This is a genomic window from Sphingobacterium anhuiense, assembly GCF_042686355.1.
Classification (GTDB): Bacteria; Bacteroidota; Bacteroidia; order Sphingobacteriales; family Sphingobacteriaceae; genus Sphingobacterium; species Sphingobacterium anhuiense.
The window spans coordinates 265500-286332 of the sequence record NZ_JBHUPE010000007.1; the positions used below are offsets into that span (position 1 = coordinate 265500).

Consider the following 20833-nt stretch of genomic DNA (forward strand, 5'->3'; position numbering starts at 1 on the left):
TGACTGTACGATGTTCTTGCTTCAGTTTGAGAACTCTTGCTCATCTTTATACCTTCGTTAATAAGCATTCCAAGCAGGAGGCTCTACCCCTAGCAAGTGTTTCACGAAATAATCGCGACGTTTCTTTTCTCCAAAATCACCACCAGAAGCATGTCCCATTCCTGGAACCATAATGAAATCATGATCTTTACCATGTTTGATTAACTGATTGACGAACTGGTAAGTGGAAGCAGGATCCACATTGTCATCCAATTCACCAACGATCAATAGCAACTTCCCTTCTAATCTATACGCATTTTCGATATTAGAACAAGCGGCATATTCAGGGCCGATCGGCCAGCCCATCCATTGCTCATTCCACCATATTTTATCCATACGGTTATCGTGACAACCACAAGACGAAACCCCCACCTTATAAAATTCAGGATGAAACAAAAGAGCGCCAGCAGAAGACTGTCCTCCGGCAGAAGTACCATAAATACCGACTTTTTCGATGTCCATATAAGGATATTTAAGCGCAGCTGCCTTCATCCAGGCAATGCGATCGGGAAAACCGGCATCTTTTAGATTTTTCCATGCCACATCTTGAAATGCCTTCGAACGATTGGATGTTCCCATTCCGTCGATTTGCACGACTATAAAGCCCAGTTCAGCGAGCTCAGCTAGTCCTGACGGATTAGCCGAAAATGATTTAGGGACAAAAGCACTATGTGGGCCTGCATAGATATACTCAATGACAGGATATTTTTTATTCGGATCAAAATTTCGTGGACGGACAATAATACCCCAGATCTCGGTTTTACCATCTCTAGCAAGTGACTTAAACACTTCAGGTTTGCGCCATCCCGTCGCCTCCAGATCCGAAATATCCGCTTTTTCCAAATCCATCACGATCTGCCCATCTGCTACACGTCGCAATACGGCCTGTGGAGCTTGGTCAACCCGCGAGTAAAGATCTACAAATAAAGAATGGTCAGGATTAAATGTCGCTTGATGATTGGCTGTTTCTGGAGTGAGTTCTTTCAAGCCTTTACCGTCAAAACCAATAGTGTAATAACGGATTAAATAAGGATCCAACTCTTTATTCATGCCACTCGCCTCAAAAATAATCTTTTTGTTATCTTCATCGACATGAACAACTTTTCGTACCACCCAATTTCCTTTGGTAATCTGCTGTTTCAATGCGCCTGTTTTTGCATCAAAAAGGTACAGATGATTCCATCCGTCACGTTCCGAAGCCCATATGATGTCCGCTGTTTTTTTGAGATCATTCCGATATTTCTTTCCGCTGTAATCAATAAATGTCGCGCTGCGTTCTGAAATAATGGTTTTCGTTTTCCCGTCCACAGCACTCAATTCCATCACATCGTACCGTTGATGGCCACGTTGGTTATATTCAAATGTGATTCCACTATTATCCGCCTTCCATACCAGTGCAGAAAGTGAAAATTGATTGGGTATCTGAGCAGGATCTACCGTTATCACCCGCCCCCCCATGACATCAATAATCGTTGGATAATATTGTGATAAAGCATCTCCAGGTTTGTTATAGTCTCTGGTTTGCAATTTAGGCTGCAATTGATCGGTAGGAGAAGATTCCAATAAGGTCAATTGTCTGATTTCAGCCTTTCTCACTTTTGAAGCTGCCAATTTCTTTGAATCATTGGACCATTGGATACGAGCGCTATAATACTCCCCGGGACTTCCATCAAAGGTCAACTGTCGTTCACTATTTGGATCCCCTTTTTTGCTAATGTATACATTACTATTTTTAATATAAGCAGTATAGGCCTTATCGGGCGACTCTACAGATTCCCCCTTACTATCATCCCAACGTGCTCCCCAGTAGCCATCCGATCTACGGTCCATACCTGTAGTTGCGATATCGCGCGTTTTGCTCAACTTATTTTCCTGTGCATTCCACTTCCAAATCACTTTCTCTTCCGTAAATTCAACTTCATTTGCCGTCAATACTTTTAGATCCCTCCCCCACAAAACACCCAATTTCACTTCTTTACCCAATTGAGCGGATAGCTGTTTTTCAATTGCAGCAACATCGGTATCTATCTTTTTATGCGTAACCGCATCTACCAGATACAAGCTCCTCTTGCCGTCTTTTTTATGCAGCCGATAAGAAAAACTATCTCCTTTTTCAGACCAAATAATCTGTTGCGGCACTTGATACACCTTGCCGAATGAGCTTCTGATCTCTTTGGCACGTTTATAATCCTCCAATGTCCCTTGCGCCAATGTCGTAAGCTGAAATATCAGTAATAAAACAGCTGTTAATGTTATCTTCATATGTATTTTATTTTTTTATATCGTATGTGTCGATCTATCTTTAGTTTATACAGACAGGATAAAAAATTAAGTAAGACTAGGTCTTTACATCTTTCTGTTTCACAAAATAGTATAATGGGATCCCCAAAAGTGTGATGATAATACCTGGCCAGGTAAATTGCGGTTTATAGATCACCAACAGAATAATAAACGAGATCCCCATCAAAATATAGATAGCTGGTATAAAAGGATAGCCAAAGGCCTTATAAGGTCTCGGTACATCGGGGCGCTTATATCGCAACCAAAAAATTCCGATGATGCACAAAACATAAAACATGACAACCACACAGGTTATCATATCCAACAAATCGCCATACTTACCTGTTAAACACCATATTGAAGCTATCACCGCCTGTAACCATAACGCGTAAGCCGGTACGGCATTCTTATTTAAGGTGCCCGTTTTCTTAAAAAACAAACCATCCTTAGCCATGGAATAATAGATTCTTGCCCCAGCCAAAATCAGCCCATTATTACAGCCAAAAGTGCTGACCATGATCATAATCGCCAAGATGGCAATGCCAACAGGACCAAAAATCTCTTGCGCTACGAGCATGGCAACACGATCCTTAGGAGCGCTGGCCATCTCCTCGATTGTCAACACACCTGTATACATCAGATTGGTCAAAATATAGATCACGGTTACCATTAGCGTTCCCAGTGCTAAACTCAACCCAATGTTACGTTGCGGATTCTTGATCTCACCTGCTACAGCAGAAGATGAGTGCCAGGAATCGCTGCTGAACAATGCTCCTACCAATGCCGCAGATATAGCTCCAAATGCACCAAAAGTGGCATAATCTGCCGTCGATCCATCCGTATTTAATCGTTGTAGATTCCACATATGCTCTGAAGACCAGTTTTGATTCCACACCTCCAGATCGAAAGCTGCAAAACCAAAAATAACCAAAAGCACCAAACTTAATATTTTGATCAATGTCAGCACTGTCTGTACTGTTTTACCATTCTTTACACCGCCTGTATTAATAAAGGTAAGCAGCACAATGACAGCGATAGCTAACACTTGAGCAGATGAGATATGATAGTCACCCAGTACCAGCAAATACACATCTTCATCCAGTACCGGAAATAAATAAGCGGTAAACTTAGCGAAAGCAACTCCCACAGCTGCAATCGTAGCCGTTTGGATCACGGCAAAAAAAGTCCATCCAAACGTAAAACTGACCACCGGTCCATAGGCTTCTTTGAGATAAATATACTGACCACCAGCTTTCGGAAACATAGCACTGAGTTCGCCATAACTCAAAGCTGCGGCTAAAGTCATAAATCCACAGATCAACCAGACCACCATCAGCCAGCCAGCAGACCCCGTATTTCGGGCGATATCCGACGACACAATAAAGATCCCCGAACCGATCATACTTCCCGCAACGAGCATTGTTGCATCCAACAAACCTAGTGACTTTTTGAAATCTTGACTATTTTCTTGATTACTCATAGATTTAAGGTTGGATTGCACTTATTTAAAATGATAAAATTTCCATTTTGCTTGATGGTTAGATTCAAGCTTTTGGTTTGTCAATATCGCCCTCACCATCTCCATCGGTAAGTAATTTTCCTTGATGACCCGATCATGAAATTCAGTGTAGGACATTTTCCCCGATCCCACCAATTCATCACTGATACTCAGCAGCTGTAAACCACCGATTAAATAAGCCAATTGGTATAAAGGATCGTAAGAACCTTCAAATGATCGCTTCACCTCTCCATGTGCGTTTGCAGGTTCATGACCGACCTGATTGACTAAATAATCCACACATTGCTGTGGTGTCCATTCACCTAAGTGAAATTTAATACTGAAGGTGATCCGGGCACAACGATGCATTCGCCAAAATAACATCCCGATACGTTCTTCCGGAGTCTTGGCAAAACCCATTCTATAAAGAAGCAATTCCCAATATAAAGTCCAACCTTCCGTCCAAAATGGTGTATTGAAATGCTGCTCCCGGTAGGGTTTATACCTTTTATTCATAAAATACTGTAGATGATGACCTGGATTGAGTTCATGTTGCACCGTACCCAAAGAAAAATGTGGATTGTTACCACGCATGCTCATCATTTTTTGATCATAAGTCATGGTATTGGTTGGATACGAAATACTGATCTCACGTCCTCCGGTAAAAAATGGATTCACCAACTGCCGTTCAGGAGTCATCATAATCATTCCCCAGGTCTCATCCGCCAATTCAGGAATTGCAATTAGCTCGTGCTCCTTGATAAATGCTTGGGCTCGATCATACAAATCATTGATCAGACCAGGTTGTTGCCCTTCTGGCACATAGGTGTTTTTAACCTTTTCCTGCGCGGCCTTCCAATCGTCTCCAAATCCCATCTCACGAGAAGCTTTTAATAACTCTGCCACGCACCATTCCCATTCCTGATCAGCGATACGCAACAACTCATCCGCATTATAGGCAATCATTTCTTCACGTAACTTTTTGTTGAGTGCAGATTTTCCGATCGGTTGCCCACCAATATTACTGCCATCATTAAAGACTTTCCAGTTACTCTTTCCCTGCAAAGCAGTTTTATATTGAATCAGTTTTTCATTTAAACTTTCATAAGATTTAGGTACCCACCAGGTAAACATTGGGTCATATCCATTATAGAAATCGAACGCACTCTCCAAACGGACTCGCAATGACTCCACCATATTGACCAAAAAATTGACATCAGCAGATTCAATCGCGGCCACATTTTCTAGCTTTTGAATCGATTCAGAAACCTGATCAGTCGTTTTTTCTAACACTATGGCAACATCCTTTCCGACCACAGCGGCACCGCGACGACGTTTCTGTTCAAATTGAAGAATATTTTCGGCAAAGGGTAAATAGGCCTTCAGTCGGTTGTAAGAAGAGAATGTTTCTTTAAGCTCTTCTTGGTGCCGCTGTACTTTCTGGCTCAGCAGAATATAATCAACCTGACCGTTTGTATTCAGTCTATTATAATCAAATTGTTTTAATTTAGCTAAATAGTCTTCATCGATTTTGACCAGTCTATTGATCTGCTCGGGAGAGGCTACCGACTGCTGAAATCCCCAATTTTTAGGCATTGGCCCATAAAAATAATTGACAGCCTGCAGATCATGTCGATATTGTATGATATAAGGCTCAATAGGTGTTGTGTGCTGATACAAATCCATATTTTGGGCATCTGTTAGCGAAGAAGCCATACAAAGCACTCCAAGGACTATAAATTTCTTTACGTTAGGGTAATTGTTGTTTTTCTTCATCATTTAGGTTTATTTTTGTCTATTGAAACCGATCCGGATTAAAGCCCGTGATATCTGTTTCGGTGGCTTTGTTGGACAGTAAGGCCATGATCGCTTTTCCGTAAGCAGGTCCTAGACTCAAGCCCATCATACCACCCGCACCAGCAATGCTGACATTACTGTATTTGGAAGTCCTGCCCAAATATGGAAGCCCATCTGGTGAACATGGTCTGTAGCCAAACCAAATATCTTTCGGATAATCAACTTGCAGATCAGGAAAATATTTTGGTATTGACTCGACGATGCCCTTTACCCGGTTGCTGTATATTTTATCATTAGCCGGACCTAATTCCATGGTTCCACTGAAGCGGATTTGATTATTCATAGGCGTCACCGCCACACGTGCTTCCAGCAACAGCGCAGCATGCACCATCTGGTTATTCCCCGTTGTATTATGCATAAAGGAGTATCCCTTTCCAGGCATCAAAGGCAACTTTAACTGTAACTTAGAGGCTAATTCCGGGAGAGAAGCTCCACCTGTTACGACAATTTCATCCGCATGAAATGTCCCTTTTGAAGTAACGATTTCAGACACCTTTTTACCTGAAAACTTGAATCCTGACACCGCTGTTTGATAGTTGAATTTCACCCCATGAGCGAGCAGGTAATCGGTCAATATTTTCATCAATTTTGGGGGATACAAGATACCATCGCATTTGTATAAAATACCACCGATCGTATCCATTCGCAGATTAGGTTCTAAAGCCTGAATTCCTGCTTGATCAAAAACTTCCACATCCAATCCCAAGTTTTGAGCCTTTTCTGCCAATTCAATTTCTTCATGTGCGACATGGCTAGATTTATAAAGCATCATAATACCGTTCTGTCTTAGCTCAAAATCAAAACCTTCCTGTTGCGCCAATTCATCATATGAGCGGCTACTTGCAAGATTCAAATCACGTATAGCTGCTGCATTTCGGTTTACATGTTTTTCATTGGCATGTTTCAAAAACTTCAAACCCCAGTCTATCAATGAAAAATTCAATGAGGGTCTAACGTAAAACGGGCTTTTACTGTTTAGCATCCATTTTACACCCTGTGCTACGATACCCGGTGCTGCCAATGGGGTGAAATGGCTGGGAACGATCATTCCTGCATTGCCATAGGAGCAATTATCTTGCCCGTCACCCTTCTCCAAAATCTGAACTTCCCAACCATCCTGTATGAGGTAATAAGCGGTGGATAAGCCTGCAATCCCCGCTCCTATGATAGCAACTTTTCCTTTATTATGTGTTGACACGTTTTTGATATTTTAATAATAATTACATAACCTGAAATCCTTCTTTGTACGGATCTTCGTCATCAATAATGATCTGACTATAGCCCGTAATTCTTGCCCATCCCTCTACCGAAGGAATGATTGCTGGCTGGCCCGATATTGTCTTCGTTTCTTCTTCAATACGACCGACAAATTGCGAACCGATATAACTCTCATGAACAAATTCCTCCCCTCTGCTCAACTTCCCTTTAGCATACCATTGTGCCATACGGGCAGAGGTTCCGGTACCGCAAGGAGACCTATCCAGTGCATTTTCACCCACCAACACTGCATTTCTTCCTGTAGAATTTTCTTTAGTGGGTTTTCCCGTCCATTGTATATGGCTAAGACCATATATATTTTCATCTTCAGGATGAATAAAATCCGTCTTCTCATTAAGGAGACGACGAATAATCTTTCCATAATGAATGAGCTGACTAGCCGAAAAATCGCTGATATCTTTAAAATTCTTTTGAGGATCTATGATGGCATAAAAGTTTCCACCATAGGCGACATCGGCCACGATCTCTCCCAAGTCTGGACACAGTACGGTCAGCGCCTCTTTATAAAGAAAAGACTTTACATTCGTCAGTTTAACCGTTTTAACCTTCGGACCTTCTTGCACATAATCGATCAGGATTAAACCGGCCGGAGTTTCTAATCGCAGCTTACCTGGGACTTTTGGAATGACCAAGCCCTCCTCGATCGCAAGCGTCACAGTCCCAATGGTTCCGTGACCACACATCGGAAGACAACCACTGGTTTCGATATAAAGTACACCGGTATCATTATTCGGATCTGTAGGCGGATACAGAATACTGCCGCTCATCATATCATGACCTCGCGGTTCAAACATCAGTCCTTTACGAATCCAGTCATATTCTTCCATAAAATGCAGCCGACGCTCCATCATTGAGTTTCCACGCAACACTGGTCCTCCTCCTGCTACCAGCCTCACAGGGCAACCACAGGTGTGGGAATCAATACAAAAAAATGTTTTCTTCATCAATTGCTATACAAAATTGTCCTAAATACTTGTTTTTGTTACGACAGCACCATCTACGATCCGTGCAATGCCTAATGGGTTTTCATTTTTCAACTCCTCTGGCAAAAATTCATCGGGCCAATTCTGAAAAGATAATGGGCGTACAAAACGCTTCACTGCATCTGGCCCAACAGAGGTGAACCGGGGATCAGTACAAGAAGGAAAAGGACCGCCATGTTGCATAGCATAAACAACCTCTACTCCAGTAGGCATACCATTAAAGAGCAGACGTCCCGCTTTATCTTTTACCACATTGAAAACATCTTGATGCTCCTTCACATCTTCCGTAGTCCCTGCAATTGTAATGGTCAGTTGCCCTTTAAGCTGTTGCGCAATAGCCAATACCTCTGCATTATTTTCCGCTTCTACCAATACCGCAAAAGGACCAAATACTTCCTCACTCAATACCTGGTTTTTCAAAAAATTGCTTGCTGTAGTCCTAATAATTCTTGGACGTCCCTGACCTAGAGTAGCTTCAATATGTGATTCGGCGATTACCGCTACCGCATTTTGGCTGCTTAACGTTATTTTATTTTTTTCAAAATGTTCATAGATCCCCTTATTGAGCATGGTACCCGGTGCAATAACAGCTATTTCCGATGCCAATGCTTTTTTAAACCGTTCTAGAGCATCACCTTTTACAGCTATAAATACCCCAGGGTTGGTACAGAATTGCCCCACACCCAAGGTTAACGAAGCAGCATATTCTTTGGCGAGCGCTTCCGCACGATCCGTTAAGAGATGGCTAAAAGCAAATACCGGATTGATACTTCCCATCTCGGCAAATACCGGTATCGGTTCTTCCCGTTGGTTAGCAATATCAAACAGGGCTTTTCCACCCCAGTACGACCCCGTAAAGCCGACCGCTTTCACAAGAGGGTGAGCAGTCAGATAAGCGCCTATCTTGGTATCCGTCCCCTCAATATTGGCTCCGAGAATATGGCTAAATACCCCTTCAGGCCAGCCGAATCTCTTAATAACAGTAGATATCGTATTGGCCATAATTGTCGATGTTTGGGAATGTCCCGAATGGCCTTTCACAATCACCGGACAACCTGCACCAATGGCACTAGCCGTATCACCTCCAGCCGTAGAAAAGGCAAATGGAAAATTACTGGCCCCGAATACAACAACAGGTCCTATACCCAAATTGAATTTGCGGATATCACTTTTACCCGTTTCAGTATTTGCTAAATCGATACGGGCTTCCGTATAAATACCCAATGCAACCGCATTGGCATAACTGCGCCATTGCCCTACCGTTCGGGCCTTTTCTCCTGTAAGGCGAGGCAAAGGCAATGCCGTCTCCGCATGAGCAGTCTCCAAAAGTTCCGGACCTAATCCTTCAATTTCAGTTGCAACGGCATGCATAAATGCTGCCCGTTGTGCAATCGTCGTAGATTTCAAAAATTGAAATGCTTCTGCCGCTATGCGAATACGCTCATCCAAATAAACTTGTGATTGATTCATTTTTTAATCCAATTTTTTTATGTAAAAACGAACTGTAGGCGAATAGTATTCACCAATCGCCCACAGTACTTTAACGCTATTCAACGAGCAGATCCTAATTTAACTGAGGACGATTAGCAATACCATCAGCAATAACTTTATTGATTCTCTCCGCTTCCTCACCTATCAACGGAAGTCTAGGTGCACGAAGATGCGGCGTACTTATTCCTTCGGCTGTTGCCGCAAGCTTAATATATTGAATAAGCTTAGGGTGAATATCCAGTTCCAGCAAAGGCATAAACCAACGATAAATTTCTAATGCCTTATCGTATTCGCCATTTACGGCATAATTGTACATCGCAACAGTTTCATTTGGAAAAGCATCCACTAATCCAAAGACCCATCCATCAGCACCCACTAAAATTGACTCCAACGAGATGGTATCCACACCACCTAATATCTTAAACCGGTCTCCAAATTTATTTTTCATCCGGGTTATATTAGTCAAATCTCTAGTAGATTCCTTAACCGCAACGATCGTTGGACAGTCTTTCAATTCATCAAACATTACTGTTGACACAAACACAGCATAATCAACAGGATTGTTATAGATCAAAATAGGTAAATCTGTCGCATTGGCTACTGCCTTAAAATAAGTAACTACCTCACGGTCATCAGCTCTATAGCGCATCGGAGGCAATAACATTAAACCGTCTGCACCTAATTCCTTTGCTTTAACAGCAAAATTAACAGCATGTTCAGTTGTATTTTCTGCGATGTTCAATATAATAGGTACTCGGCCTGCAATAACCTGGATTGCATAAGTCAATAATTCAAATTTTTCATTCGTATCCAGAACTGCTGCATCACCCAATGATCCTGCAATGATAATTCCGTGCACCCCTGCTTTAATCTGTGCTTCGGTATTCTTAGCAAACATATCAAAGTCAATCTCACCATTCTCTTTAAAGGGGGTCAATACTGCGGGGTAAACACCCTTCCAATTTAATTCAGCCATAGTTGGTTTTTACTTAATTAGTTTAATATTTTCTTTTATCAAAGAAACCAACTATAAAAGAAGTAAACTAACCGGGTTTTAATAATTACTTATTGGATATTAACATTTTCAATTACCCGTAAAGTAAATTCTTATAATTAGCAACATACATCTTGGGTGAGATTCCTAGTATATTTCGAAAAACGCGGTTAAAATTTGTAATACTATTGAACCCCGAGTCATAAGCAACGATCGAAATGCAGTCATAATCTTTTCCTCCAAGTAAACGGCAGGCTTCCCTTACCCGCAATTCATTTAAATAAGAAATGAACGTTTTGCCAGTACTTTTCTTAAAATAACGACAAAAGGCCTGCGGTGTCAGATTCGCTTTCTCTGCTATTTCATTCAAACCAATGTTGTTCTTATAATTATTTTCAAGAAAATTGCACAAGGTTGTAATCCTAAAAGATCCAACTTCTCCCAATCCATTAGATGCTATTCCCGAAAGTGGTTTAAGATTAAATGAAAGTTTATTCAAAGACTTCAACAAATAAAAAAAACTGACCAACTGTCCCAAACTATCCGAATTCTTGAGCGCTTCTATTCTTCGGCTCACTTGTGGCAAGTATATTTTAGGAACTTTAAAACCCCGGCAGTTATTGTCAATAAAATCAAGTAATGTGCTTAATTCAGGGACATTCAAAATCTTTGACAATGTTCCTTTTAAACTAAAGAAAATAGAAATAGATTGAACATACCCGTGTAATAAATCATTTTTAAACACATGTGCTTGGTTAGACCCTAAAAGGAAGATATCATCCTTTTCAAAATAATGTACATTATCATCTACTAGCAATTGTCCAGCTCCCGCCTTAATCCAAATTAACTGATACTCCTCATGACAATGCAAATGAGGGTAAAACTTATCCAAAAAATCTTCCTGAATAAAAACGCTCCTATCTTTGGGAACAGGAACCCGATATTGAATTGGTTTCATAAATAGATTGGTTTGTAATAAATGTCATTTGTACATTAAATTTATGGTTTACTTGTTGACAAAACAAATATTTTGTTGCTATATATCAAAAACATGCTACACATTGTTAAAATCTGGTAATAAATAAAGGACTTAATAAGTCAAATTTGTAACAGTTCACCTGATACCCTATTAAAGAATAATGAATCTCTAAACTTTGCAAAATGAATTTAAAGAAAAGTTGTTATCTCCTATATACCTTATTTTACCTCCAATATAGCATCCCGGCATTCAGTCAGCAGGATGAACATCCGGTATGGAAGGCAACAAAAAGTCAGCCTGCGACTTTAGGCATAGACCAGGGAGCCAAAAGCTTTGACTTAGATGGGCTAAAAATTAAAGTGCTACGTACATCACAAACTTTATCAGCCTTCCAACAAGTAAATGGTGATGATGCTTTCGATTATACTCCTGTTGAAATGCTCCATAAACGTGACCGTAATAACTTTTTCCATCTTGGCGATATCAACATAAGTCTTAAACGACAGGGAGAGACCCATTGGTCAAGTTATTCTTCGGCCAGAGAACGTAAAAAAGTCATTGAAATAACGCCCTCAAAAACAGTTCTGGCTGCTGCCGATATCACTCCGACATTAGGAGATATTCCTTTAAAAGTTGTGCGAAGTTGGGAAAAAGTAAACGGCGATCTGATCTTAAAGTTTCAAATCACCAATTCTACCGATCAACCTATTGAAATCGGTGCTTTAGGAATACCGCTACCCTTCAATAACAATATGGATTGGAAAAACCTGAATCAGGCGCACGCACAAAATGTGTTTTTCGACCCCTACATTGGAAAAGATGCAGGTTATATGCAAGTGAACCATTTACATGGAAATGGCCCTAGCTTATTGGTTCTACCCTATGCCAATGCAGGATTTGAGGCATACAACCCTTTAAATACTGATCCTACACCAAAAAGTATTACTTTCGAGGGTTTCCATGAATGGATGATCCATAGTAAAGCACTAGCTGAAACAGAATGGAAAGGAGTAGAACAATGGAATATACCAACTTCGACCCTATTAAAACCGGATGAATCCAAAACATTTGCACTCAAGTTTGTACTCGCGCCAAGTATCAAAGAAATCGAAAATACGCTTTTAAAAAATAACAGACCTGTGGCAGTTGGAGCTCCCGGGTATGTCGTTCCATTAGATAACCCTGTCAAGTTGTTTATCAAACATAACAAGGCCATTAAAAATATTTCTGTCTATCCGGAGGGCTCTTTACTTGTTACTAAGCAAAAAGATACGCCTCAGAAATGGCATCAATATGAGGTCAAAGGTCAACAATGGGGTCGTGCACGATTGACCATTACCTACCAGGATGGCATCGAACAAACCATCCAATATAAAGTCATCAAGTCAGAAAAAGATGTGGTCAATGATCTTGGCAACTTCTTAACGACGGCACAGTGGTACGAAAATGACAACGATCTTTTTGGAAGGTCTCCCGCAGTGATCAGTTACGATTATGAAGAGAAAAAATTAGTCACGCAAGAACAGCGAGCTTGGTATGCAGGCTTAAGTGATGAGGCCGGAGCAGCTAGTTGGCTAGCTGCAATCATGAAGCAGGTCTTACAGCCTAATGCCAAAGAGATCGCCAAGTTAAAACGCTTTGTCAATGAAACCATGTACGGTCGTATCCAACATAAGGAAGGTGATCAAAAATATGGTGTGGTCAAAAGTCTATTTTACTACGAACCAGATTCCCTGCCAGCAGGTACTTACCAAACAGATATCAACTGGAAGACTTGGTCGGCATGGCCTAAAAAAGAAGCGGATAACATTGGGCGCTCCTATAACTATCCCCATGTTGCGGCGGCACATTGGGTTATGTATCGACTCGCTCGCGATTATCGCAATCTGGTGCAAGAAGAAAACTGGGATGTCTATTTAGACCGAGCTTTTCAAACCAGTATGGCGATGATTGAAAAAGCCCCCTACTATGCACAATTCGGTCAGATGGAAGGCAGTATATTTTTGCTTATCCTCCATGATTTGCGTCGTGAGGGATTAACAGATGCCGCCAATAAATTGGAAGCGGCGATGCGTAAACGTGCCGAACATTGGAAAAGTCTTGATTATCCATTTGGAAGTGAGATGCCCTGGGACTCTACAGGACAAGAAGAAGTATATTTATGGTCTCGATACTTTGGTTTTGACGATAAAACTCAAGTTACCTTAAATGCCATTCTCGCGTATATGCCTACAGTACCACATTGGGGATACAATGGTAGTGCCCGTCGTTATTGGGATTTTGTATATGGGGGAAAACTATCCCGGATCGAGCGTCAACTTCATCATTATGGTTCCGCATTAAATGCTATCCCTGTATTAACAGAATACCGAGATCACCCTGATGATTTCTACCTGCTCCGTGTAGGTCATGCAGGTATGATGGGAGCATTAGCCAATGTAACTGCAGATGGTTTTGGTCCCGCAGCATTCCATTCTTACCCCTCTACCTTAGCTAATGATGGTATATCTGGCGATTACGGGACTGGGTTTTATGGCTATGCCGTAAACTCAGGCACTTACATCATAGAACATCCAGAATTTGGCTGGTTGGCATTTAGTGGTAACCTGAAAGCCGATAAAAATAACATCGAAGTAGCAATAAAAACAGCTTCCAAAGGTCGTGTTTTTCTTGCCAAAGAAAATTTATGGTTAACGTCCGATGCCGGAGAAATTGAAACCTTCACCTACAATCAAAAAGATAAAACTGTCTTCTTAAAATTTAATACAAGTCAATCCGCGATAGTACCAAATATTTTGCTGAATATCAATCCGGAAAGTGGCTATGAAATTGAAGGGTTTAACAAGGATAAATACAACCGTTACGAAATACCCGCAAATACGAATACCGTGAAACTTGTAAAAATAAAGTAATAGCAAGGTTATTTATCTTCTTGCAGAAAAGCCCTGTTTAGAATTAAACAGGGCTTTTTAGTGTTTCATATTTCTCCCTTAATTTTGATGAAGACTCATTTATTATTTAACATCGAATAAAGCATTCTTCCTACGTAGATGAGTTTTACAAAAACCTAACTATTTTCGTCCGAATATCGTTGCTTTATCGATCAATATTACCCACCTGTATCTTCATTTTAAAAGATCTGTTAGCTTGATAAATGTAAAGCAAACACTTATTATTTATTAAACATTCTATATCTTTAAAAAATCACCGGTTTTAAATATAAAATATGTCTCCAAACGAGGTGTCGTTTAGCGTATAATGTCTATCTATAAATAAATGATATTTAAAAATATTTGATATTTAAAAATCTGATGACAAGGGAAATAGCAGCATTTGTTTTGGTAAATAAAAAGCCATTTTTAACCAATATAAATGCTGTTGAATGGAAAAATCACAACAATGAACAGTCATAAATTTCATCAACTATTAATTTCAATACTGCTTCTATTGTGTTGTACACAACCGTGGAGTGCAGTAAGCCAAATCACGAATTCGAATATCAATCAACAAATATCGAACAGTTCGGTTAAATCAATCTTTCAAGATAGCCAAGGCTACATGTGGTTTGGCACATTTGATGGATTAAACCGTTACGATGGTTACGAAATCAAAGCATACCGCAATCAGCTGAATCAGACCAATAGTCTTCCCCACAATTATATTTATTGCATTGTAGAAGATCAATTAAAAAAATTATGGATCGGCACAGGACAAGGTGTTGCTATTTATGACCGAAATTTTGATACCTTTTCCCTTTTGTCTTTCATAGACTATGACAATCCTGAAACGAAATATATCATGAATGTTGACACAAAGACGATTCAAGTTGACAAAAAAAACAATATTTATATTGGGACAAACGGATTAGGACTATTACTCAAAGAAAATAACCGGGATAATGCCATCCGTATTCCATTAAAATTTGACGAAGAAAAATCGGTAGTGGATTACTCCGTTCCTGTAATTCATATTGATAAAAAAAATCAAATCTGGGTATTTATTAGTGACAGAGGCTTATATCGATTCGATATTCAAAGTCAAGAATTACAACTTATCAATCATGATATTCTAGAAGCAACAAGTATGGCCAGTAATCAAACAGGCGATATTTTTATAGCAAACTACCACGGTGTATACACTTTTCATAACGCATCTCGAAAAATATCAAAAGTATTTCAAAAAAAAATAAGTTCAGATCAGGTCAATCAAATAACCCTAGTCAATGACAATCAGTTATGGGTTTCTACCCAAGACAATGGCATATCCATCATCGATTTAAAAACCGATAATGTGCGCTATCTGAATCAGTCTTCCTTAGCTCCGCATGCCTTAACGAGCAATGCGATCTATACGACCTATGTAGGACAAGACAACAAAAAATGGATTGGAACTGCTAAGGGAGGTATTCATTTGATTGATGATCAGCAACTTAATTTCCAATCACAGCAGGATATATCATTACAAAACAGTACTAACTATCCAAAATTTGTACGCTCCTTTGCTCAAGTTGATCCATCCACACTTTGGATAGGCACAGAAGGAAATGGACTGTATATATGGAACCGTTCCACAAACCTATTTCGAACTATAAAAAAAGGGGATCAGAACTTAACGGACAATGTTATTAATAATATTTTAGCAGATCGTAAGGGTAACATCTGGTCAGCAACCGACAATGGGATTGTCCGATATGAGCAAAATGGTAAATCTAAAACCTACAGCTGTATTCCTAAGAGTGGATTGATCAATAGTAGCGTACAGATTCTATTAGAAGATGCTGCAGGAAATATTTGGGCAACTACTTTTTCAAATGGATACCTCTACAAATATAACCCAATCACAGATCGATTCGAGCAATTCAATGATTCCTTAATCGATCTGAACTGCTTAATCGAAGATAAATCAGGAAGTCTTTGGGCTGGAAATTATAACACATTAATAAAGATTAATAAACAATCGCAAGCTTTTGAATCTTATCACATTGGAAAACCCGTCCGTTCAATCTATATCGACAGCAAAGGTCGTATGTGGATCGGCACCGAAGGTCGTGGACTGATTGAATTTGATCCAAACATCAAAAAAATAAAAGTTAATTATTCCCAGAGCAATGGACTCTCGAACAATTCTGTTTTAAATATCTTAGAAGATCGGAAAGGAAATTTATGGTTAAGTACTTTTAATGGTCTGTCAAGATTTAATACAACGACAAAAACATTCACAAATTACGATCAAACAGATGGTCTGCTGAACAATGAATTTTCGTATAGTGCAGCTCACAAACTAAGCGACGGACAACTCATCTTTGGCGGTATCAATGGATTTGACTTATTTGATCCAGACAAGATCCAAGCCAGAAAACACATACCATCACTGGCATTGACTGCCATCAAAATTAATAATATTAAACTGAATGACTCCACTCATCAGGTTCAACTCAATGATAAACATCAGATTTCCCAAATAACATTATCCTATGGATCATCAATATCCATTGACTATGTAGCCTTAGAGTTCGCCTCACCCCACAAGATCAAGTACAGGTATATGCTGAAAGGTTGGGATAAAAATTGGAATGATGCAGGAGTCTCCCGTTCCATTAATTATAATAATCTATACGAAGGAAAGTATACATTACTGATCAATTCAACAGATACTGAAGGCAAGTGGACAAAAAACATTGTAACACTAACGATCCGTATATTACCCCCTTGGTACCGCAGCTGGTGGTCTTATCTCATTTATTTATCAGGGATAGCATGTGCCTTTTATTACTACAATCGCTATCGAACCAAACAAACGGCACTCCAATACCAGGTTGAAGTTTCGCAATTGCATGTCATCAAGGAACGGGAAATTTATGAAAAAAGGCAAGCCTTTTTCACAAACATATCACATGAATTCAGGACTCCACTTACTTTAATTATTAATCCTATAACAGACCTGTTGCAAAGCGATGAAGATAACCGGAATTCAACCACATTACAAGTGGTGCACCGGAATGCCAAACGCCTTCTAAGTCTTGTCGATCAATTATTAATTTTTAGAAAAGCGGAGGAACAAGGTGAGAAACTTCACATTAGTCAATTTAACTTGCACCACTTTGCAGAAGAGATCTATTTCTATTTCTCTGCACAAGCAAAACTACAGCATATTGATTATCAATTTTCTGCAGATCATAACGACATTATCATCCAAGCAGATAAAGAAAAAATAGAAATTGTTCTTTGTAATTTAATCTCCAATGCCTTTAAGTTTACACCAGAACATGGTCAAATCACTTTTACTATAAAATGTCATCCACAGCATATACAAATATTGATCAAAGACTCCGGCATCGGAATTCCGGATCATATCGGCGATAAGATTTTTGAAAAATTTTATTCCGACAACCGCAATGGAACAAAAAAACAGACTGGATTTGGAATTGGCATGTATTTGACCCGAACTTTTATAGCGATGCACAAAGGACATATTTCCTATCAAAGTTCGCAGGACCAAGGAACTGTTTTCGAGCTAAAGCTTCCTTTATTAAACGAAAACTATCAACAAGACCATTCATCCAATCCAGCTAGTAATTATTCCTCATCGCTAATGGAAACATGGATCTCTTCACCAACAGAAACAACAAACTCGTCTAATAAGCTTCATTCTGTTGGTCCAAAAGTAGGTTTATTAGTTGTTGATGACGATGATCAGCTGCGAGATTATTTGGTTAAGCTTTTTGAAAATGATTATATGGTCTATCATGAAGCAAACGGCATCGATGCATTATCTACCATTAAAAGTAAGCAGCCCGAGGTTGTGATCAGCGATGTAATGATGGATGGCATGAACGGTATAGAGCTCTGTCAAGCTATAAAATCCAATTCATTATCCAGTCATATTCAAGTTATCTTACTCACCAACAGTGCTTCTTCAAGCACTAAATTAGAGGGGATCCGGTTTGGGGCAGATGATTATATGAGCAAACCATTTGATGCGGCTGTACTTCGGGCCAGAGTCAATACGCTAGTCAAAAATCGTCAGCATCTACAAGAGTTTTTCTTCAATGCAATTACCCTTCAGTCCAATGCATTAAAAATAACCGACAAAGACAAAGATTTCATTGAAAAGTGTATTCGCATCATCGAAGAGAATTTATTAGAAGATTTGAATGTAACATCATTATCTGCAAAAATTGGTATGAGCCATTCCAATTTTTACAAAAAGATAAAAGCCATATCCGGACAAACAATAAATGAATTTATCCGATCGGTCAGACTCAAAAAAGCTGCAGAAATACTAATCAATACGGACGCAAAAATTAATGAAGCTGCTGATATGACTGGGTTTTACGATATTAAATATTTTCGAGAACAGTTCAAAAAGCTATTTGGATCAAATCCTTCCGATTATGTGAAAAAATACCGAAAAGCATTTCAAAATAGAAATCGGCTACCCGATTAGACAGTTCAATTTAAAGCAGCATGTTAAGGTAAAAAAGTCTGTTTCAAATTGTTTATAACAAATTTAAAACAGACTTTTAATGTTCCAGACAGGCTGATTGGTTGATATCAATTTTCTAAACCTCAAAGCAATGCGGTTGATGAACGTCAAATTTTTATTTAAATACATCAAGCTTCCATTGATCTTTCCACGAAACGGTTATCTGACTATCCTTAAGATCAATCGGGAGCCAGATGTAGCGGCTATCCAACAAATTTTTAGGCTTCCAACGGTCCGCCATAAAAATAAAGGCGTCCTTCTTTCCCGCAACAGGTAAAACAAAAGTAGATTGCGCGTCAAAGGTAATTTGCGCGTCGTGGCCACGCATCGGATCTCCTAAAGAAGTCCAGGGTCCAAAAAGATCATCTGCAACATGCAATTCCGCTTTATTGGGTGCCCAGCCTGTACAACCGCTTGTAAACAAATAATATTTTTTATTGTATTTAAACAATGCAGGAGCTTCGCGATGATTTCTGAATAATAATTTATCCGATGTTGTAGGAGCCAAATAATCAGGAGTCAACTTTGATAATCTCAATTCGTAATTCTCATCTGAAGAATAGATATGATATGCAGTATCATCTTCATCCACAAAAAGTCCCATATCCCTAGACATATGACCATTAGGTCTAAAGCTGTCTACCAATTTAAATGGACCTGTGGGAGAATCACTAATTGCAACCGCAGCCCGCGCCGCGGCATAACCTTGACCCTTTAACTCGAGATGAAACCACATTACAAATTTTTTAGTCCTTTTATTATATATAACCTTTGGTCGTTCTATAATACAACCCCAAGCAATATCACTCTCCTTATCATCTGACGGAGAAAAGGCCAATTTCTCAAAAGTCCAGTTATAGAGATCTTTAGAAGAATAAACATTGACGCCCTGTGATTCAGTTCCCCCTCTTTTCTCACCATACCAATAATAAGTACCATTATGATGTACAATTCCACCACCATGTGCATTTATGTGATTGCCTTGATTATCCTGCCAAAGTTCCCCAGGTACGAATTTTGCTTTCTTTTGCTGTTTATCAATCTTTTGATATACCCTGACATAATCAATCTCATATTTGGCCGGTAAGAGATTTTCATCAACTTCTCCTCCGTTGATACCGCCTAAAGCTAAATTAAGCAAGATATAATGTGGCTGTTTAAAAGGATTAAATCCTGTACCGTCACGGTTTGTCAATTTATCCAGCTTCACTTTATTCATCAGTATATCATCCACATACAAAGCGATCTCATGTTCATCCCAGTACATAGTCCAAACGTGAAATTTTTCGGCCCATTCTTTTCCCCCTAAAATAGAAACCGCTTTTTTCTGACTATGCCAGTTTGCCTGCCATCTCTTCTCCGTCCCAGAAGCAATATTTGCTAAAATATTACCTTTATAGTATTCCATAATATCTATTTCTCCGTTAGAAGGCCATTCTTTTTCGATTCCTAGCGTCCAGAATGCAGGCCACAACCCGTTACCCACGGGAATACGGGCGCGCATTTCAAAGATGCCATACTTCCAGTTATGCTTGTCAGATGTATTAATCGATGCAGACGTATAGCTGATACCTGATCGCGAAAGCGCCCAATGTGGACTGTCCGGTTTATAAGTAGGATTAGGTTTAATCTCTCGTCTAGCTTCGATAGTCAATATTCCGTCCTTACAGGATACATTTTCTTTCTGATACCATTGGTCTTCCTGGTTACGCATGAACCCCTCCTCAAATTTCCAATTTTGATCATTCACAGATCCGTTTTCATCAAAATCATCAGACCAGACCAATGTATACCCTGTCTTAGAAACATGTTGTGCACTTACCTGTATAGTAACATGCAATAGAAAAATCAAGTAGTATAGTTTTTTCATGAATAAAATACGTTATTTAGTAAAATCCTTTTAAGCCTCTTTCTCCTTAGATCGCGCTTTGCATAAAAGATCCCCCATC

11 protein-coding genes are annotated in these 20833 nt (G+C 39.5%); 2 read left to right on the forward strand and 9 right to left on the reverse strand.

What is annotated here, in order from left to right:
* Positions 1-57: 57 nt before the first annotated feature.
* The 8 genes from ACFS6I_RS17805 to ACFS6I_RS17840 all read right to left on the reverse strand — a co-directional run bounded on the left by ACFS6I_RS17805 (position 58) and on the right by ACFS6I_RS17840 (position 11378).
* Entirely contained in the window at positions 58-2301 is a 2244-nt protein-coding gene (locus ACFS6I_RS17805) for a S9 family peptidase (protein WP_380922619.1), read from the reverse strand.
* A gap of 76 nt (positions 2302-2377) precedes the next feature.
* Complete coding sequence (locus tag ACFS6I_RS17810) at positions 2378-3799, reverse strand: APC family permease (protein WP_380922621.1); 1422 nt, start codon at positions 3797-3799, stop codon at positions 2378-2380.
* 21 nt (positions 3800-3820) lie between these two features.
* Positions 3821-5596 (reverse strand): DUF885 family protein, encoded by a 1776-nt coding sequence (locus ACFS6I_RS17815; protein ID WP_380922623.1) that lies wholly within the window; start codon positions 5594-5596, stop codon positions 3821-3823.
* Between the two features lie 16 nt (positions 5597-5612).
* Complete coding sequence (locus tag ACFS6I_RS17820) at positions 5613-6872, reverse strand: NAD(P)/FAD-dependent oxidoreductase (RefSeq protein ID WP_380922625.1); 1260 nt, start codon at positions 6870-6872, stop codon at positions 5613-5615.
* A gap of 22 nt (positions 6873-6894) precedes the next feature.
* Positions 6895-7896: a 4-hydroxyproline epimerase gene (locus ACFS6I_RS17825; RefSeq protein ID WP_346580812.1), complete on the reverse strand. Its 1002-nt coding sequence runs from the start codon at positions 7894-7896 to the stop codon at positions 6895-6897.
* A 21-nt stretch (positions 7897-7917) separates the two neighbouring features.
* The gene (locus tag ACFS6I_RS17830; RefSeq protein ID WP_380922627.1) at positions 7918-9405 is read right to left on the reverse strand and encodes an aldehyde dehydrogenase (NADP(+)); all 1488 of its coding nucleotides are present in this window, start codon (positions 9403-9405) and stop codon (positions 7918-7920) included.
* Between the two features lie 94 nt (positions 9406-9499).
* On the reverse strand, positions 9500-10402 hold the full coding sequence (locus ACFS6I_RS17835) for a dihydrodipicolinate synthase family protein (RefSeq protein WP_380922629.1): 903 nt from the start codon (positions 10400-10402) through the stop codon (positions 9500-9502).
* Positions 10403-10514: 112 nt separating this feature from the next.
* On the reverse strand, positions 10515-11378 hold the full coding sequence (locus tag ACFS6I_RS17840) for an AraC family transcriptional regulator (RefSeq protein WP_380922631.1): 864 nt from the start codon (positions 11376-11378) through the stop codon (positions 10515-10517).
* Positions 11379-11581: 203 nt separating this feature from the next.
* Here ACFS6I_RS17840 and ACFS6I_RS17845 point away from each other — a divergent pair, with 203 nt between their 5' ends.
* Together ACFS6I_RS17845 and ACFS6I_RS17850 are read left to right on the forward strand one after the other, a co-directional pair.
* Positions 11582-14311 (forward strand): DUF5695 domain-containing protein, encoded by a 2730-nt coding sequence (locus tag ACFS6I_RS17845; protein ID WP_380922633.1) that lies wholly within the window; start codon positions 11582-11584, stop codon positions 14309-14311.
* A gap of 487 nt (positions 14312-14798) precedes the next feature.
* Complete coding sequence (locus ACFS6I_RS17850) at positions 14799-18845, forward strand: two-component regulator propeller domain-containing protein (protein ID WP_380922635.1); 4047 nt, start codon at positions 14799-14801, stop codon at positions 18843-18845.
* Between the two features lie 154 nt (positions 18846-18999).
* Here ACFS6I_RS17850 and ACFS6I_RS17855 read toward each other — a convergent pair whose 3' ends face one another.
* The gene (locus tag ACFS6I_RS17855; RefSeq protein WP_380922637.1) at positions 19000-20754 is read right to left on the reverse strand and encodes a family 16 glycosylhydrolase; all 1755 of its coding nucleotides are present in this window, start codon (positions 20752-20754) and stop codon (positions 19000-19002) included.
* Between the last annotated feature and the right edge of the window lie 79 nt (positions 20755-20833).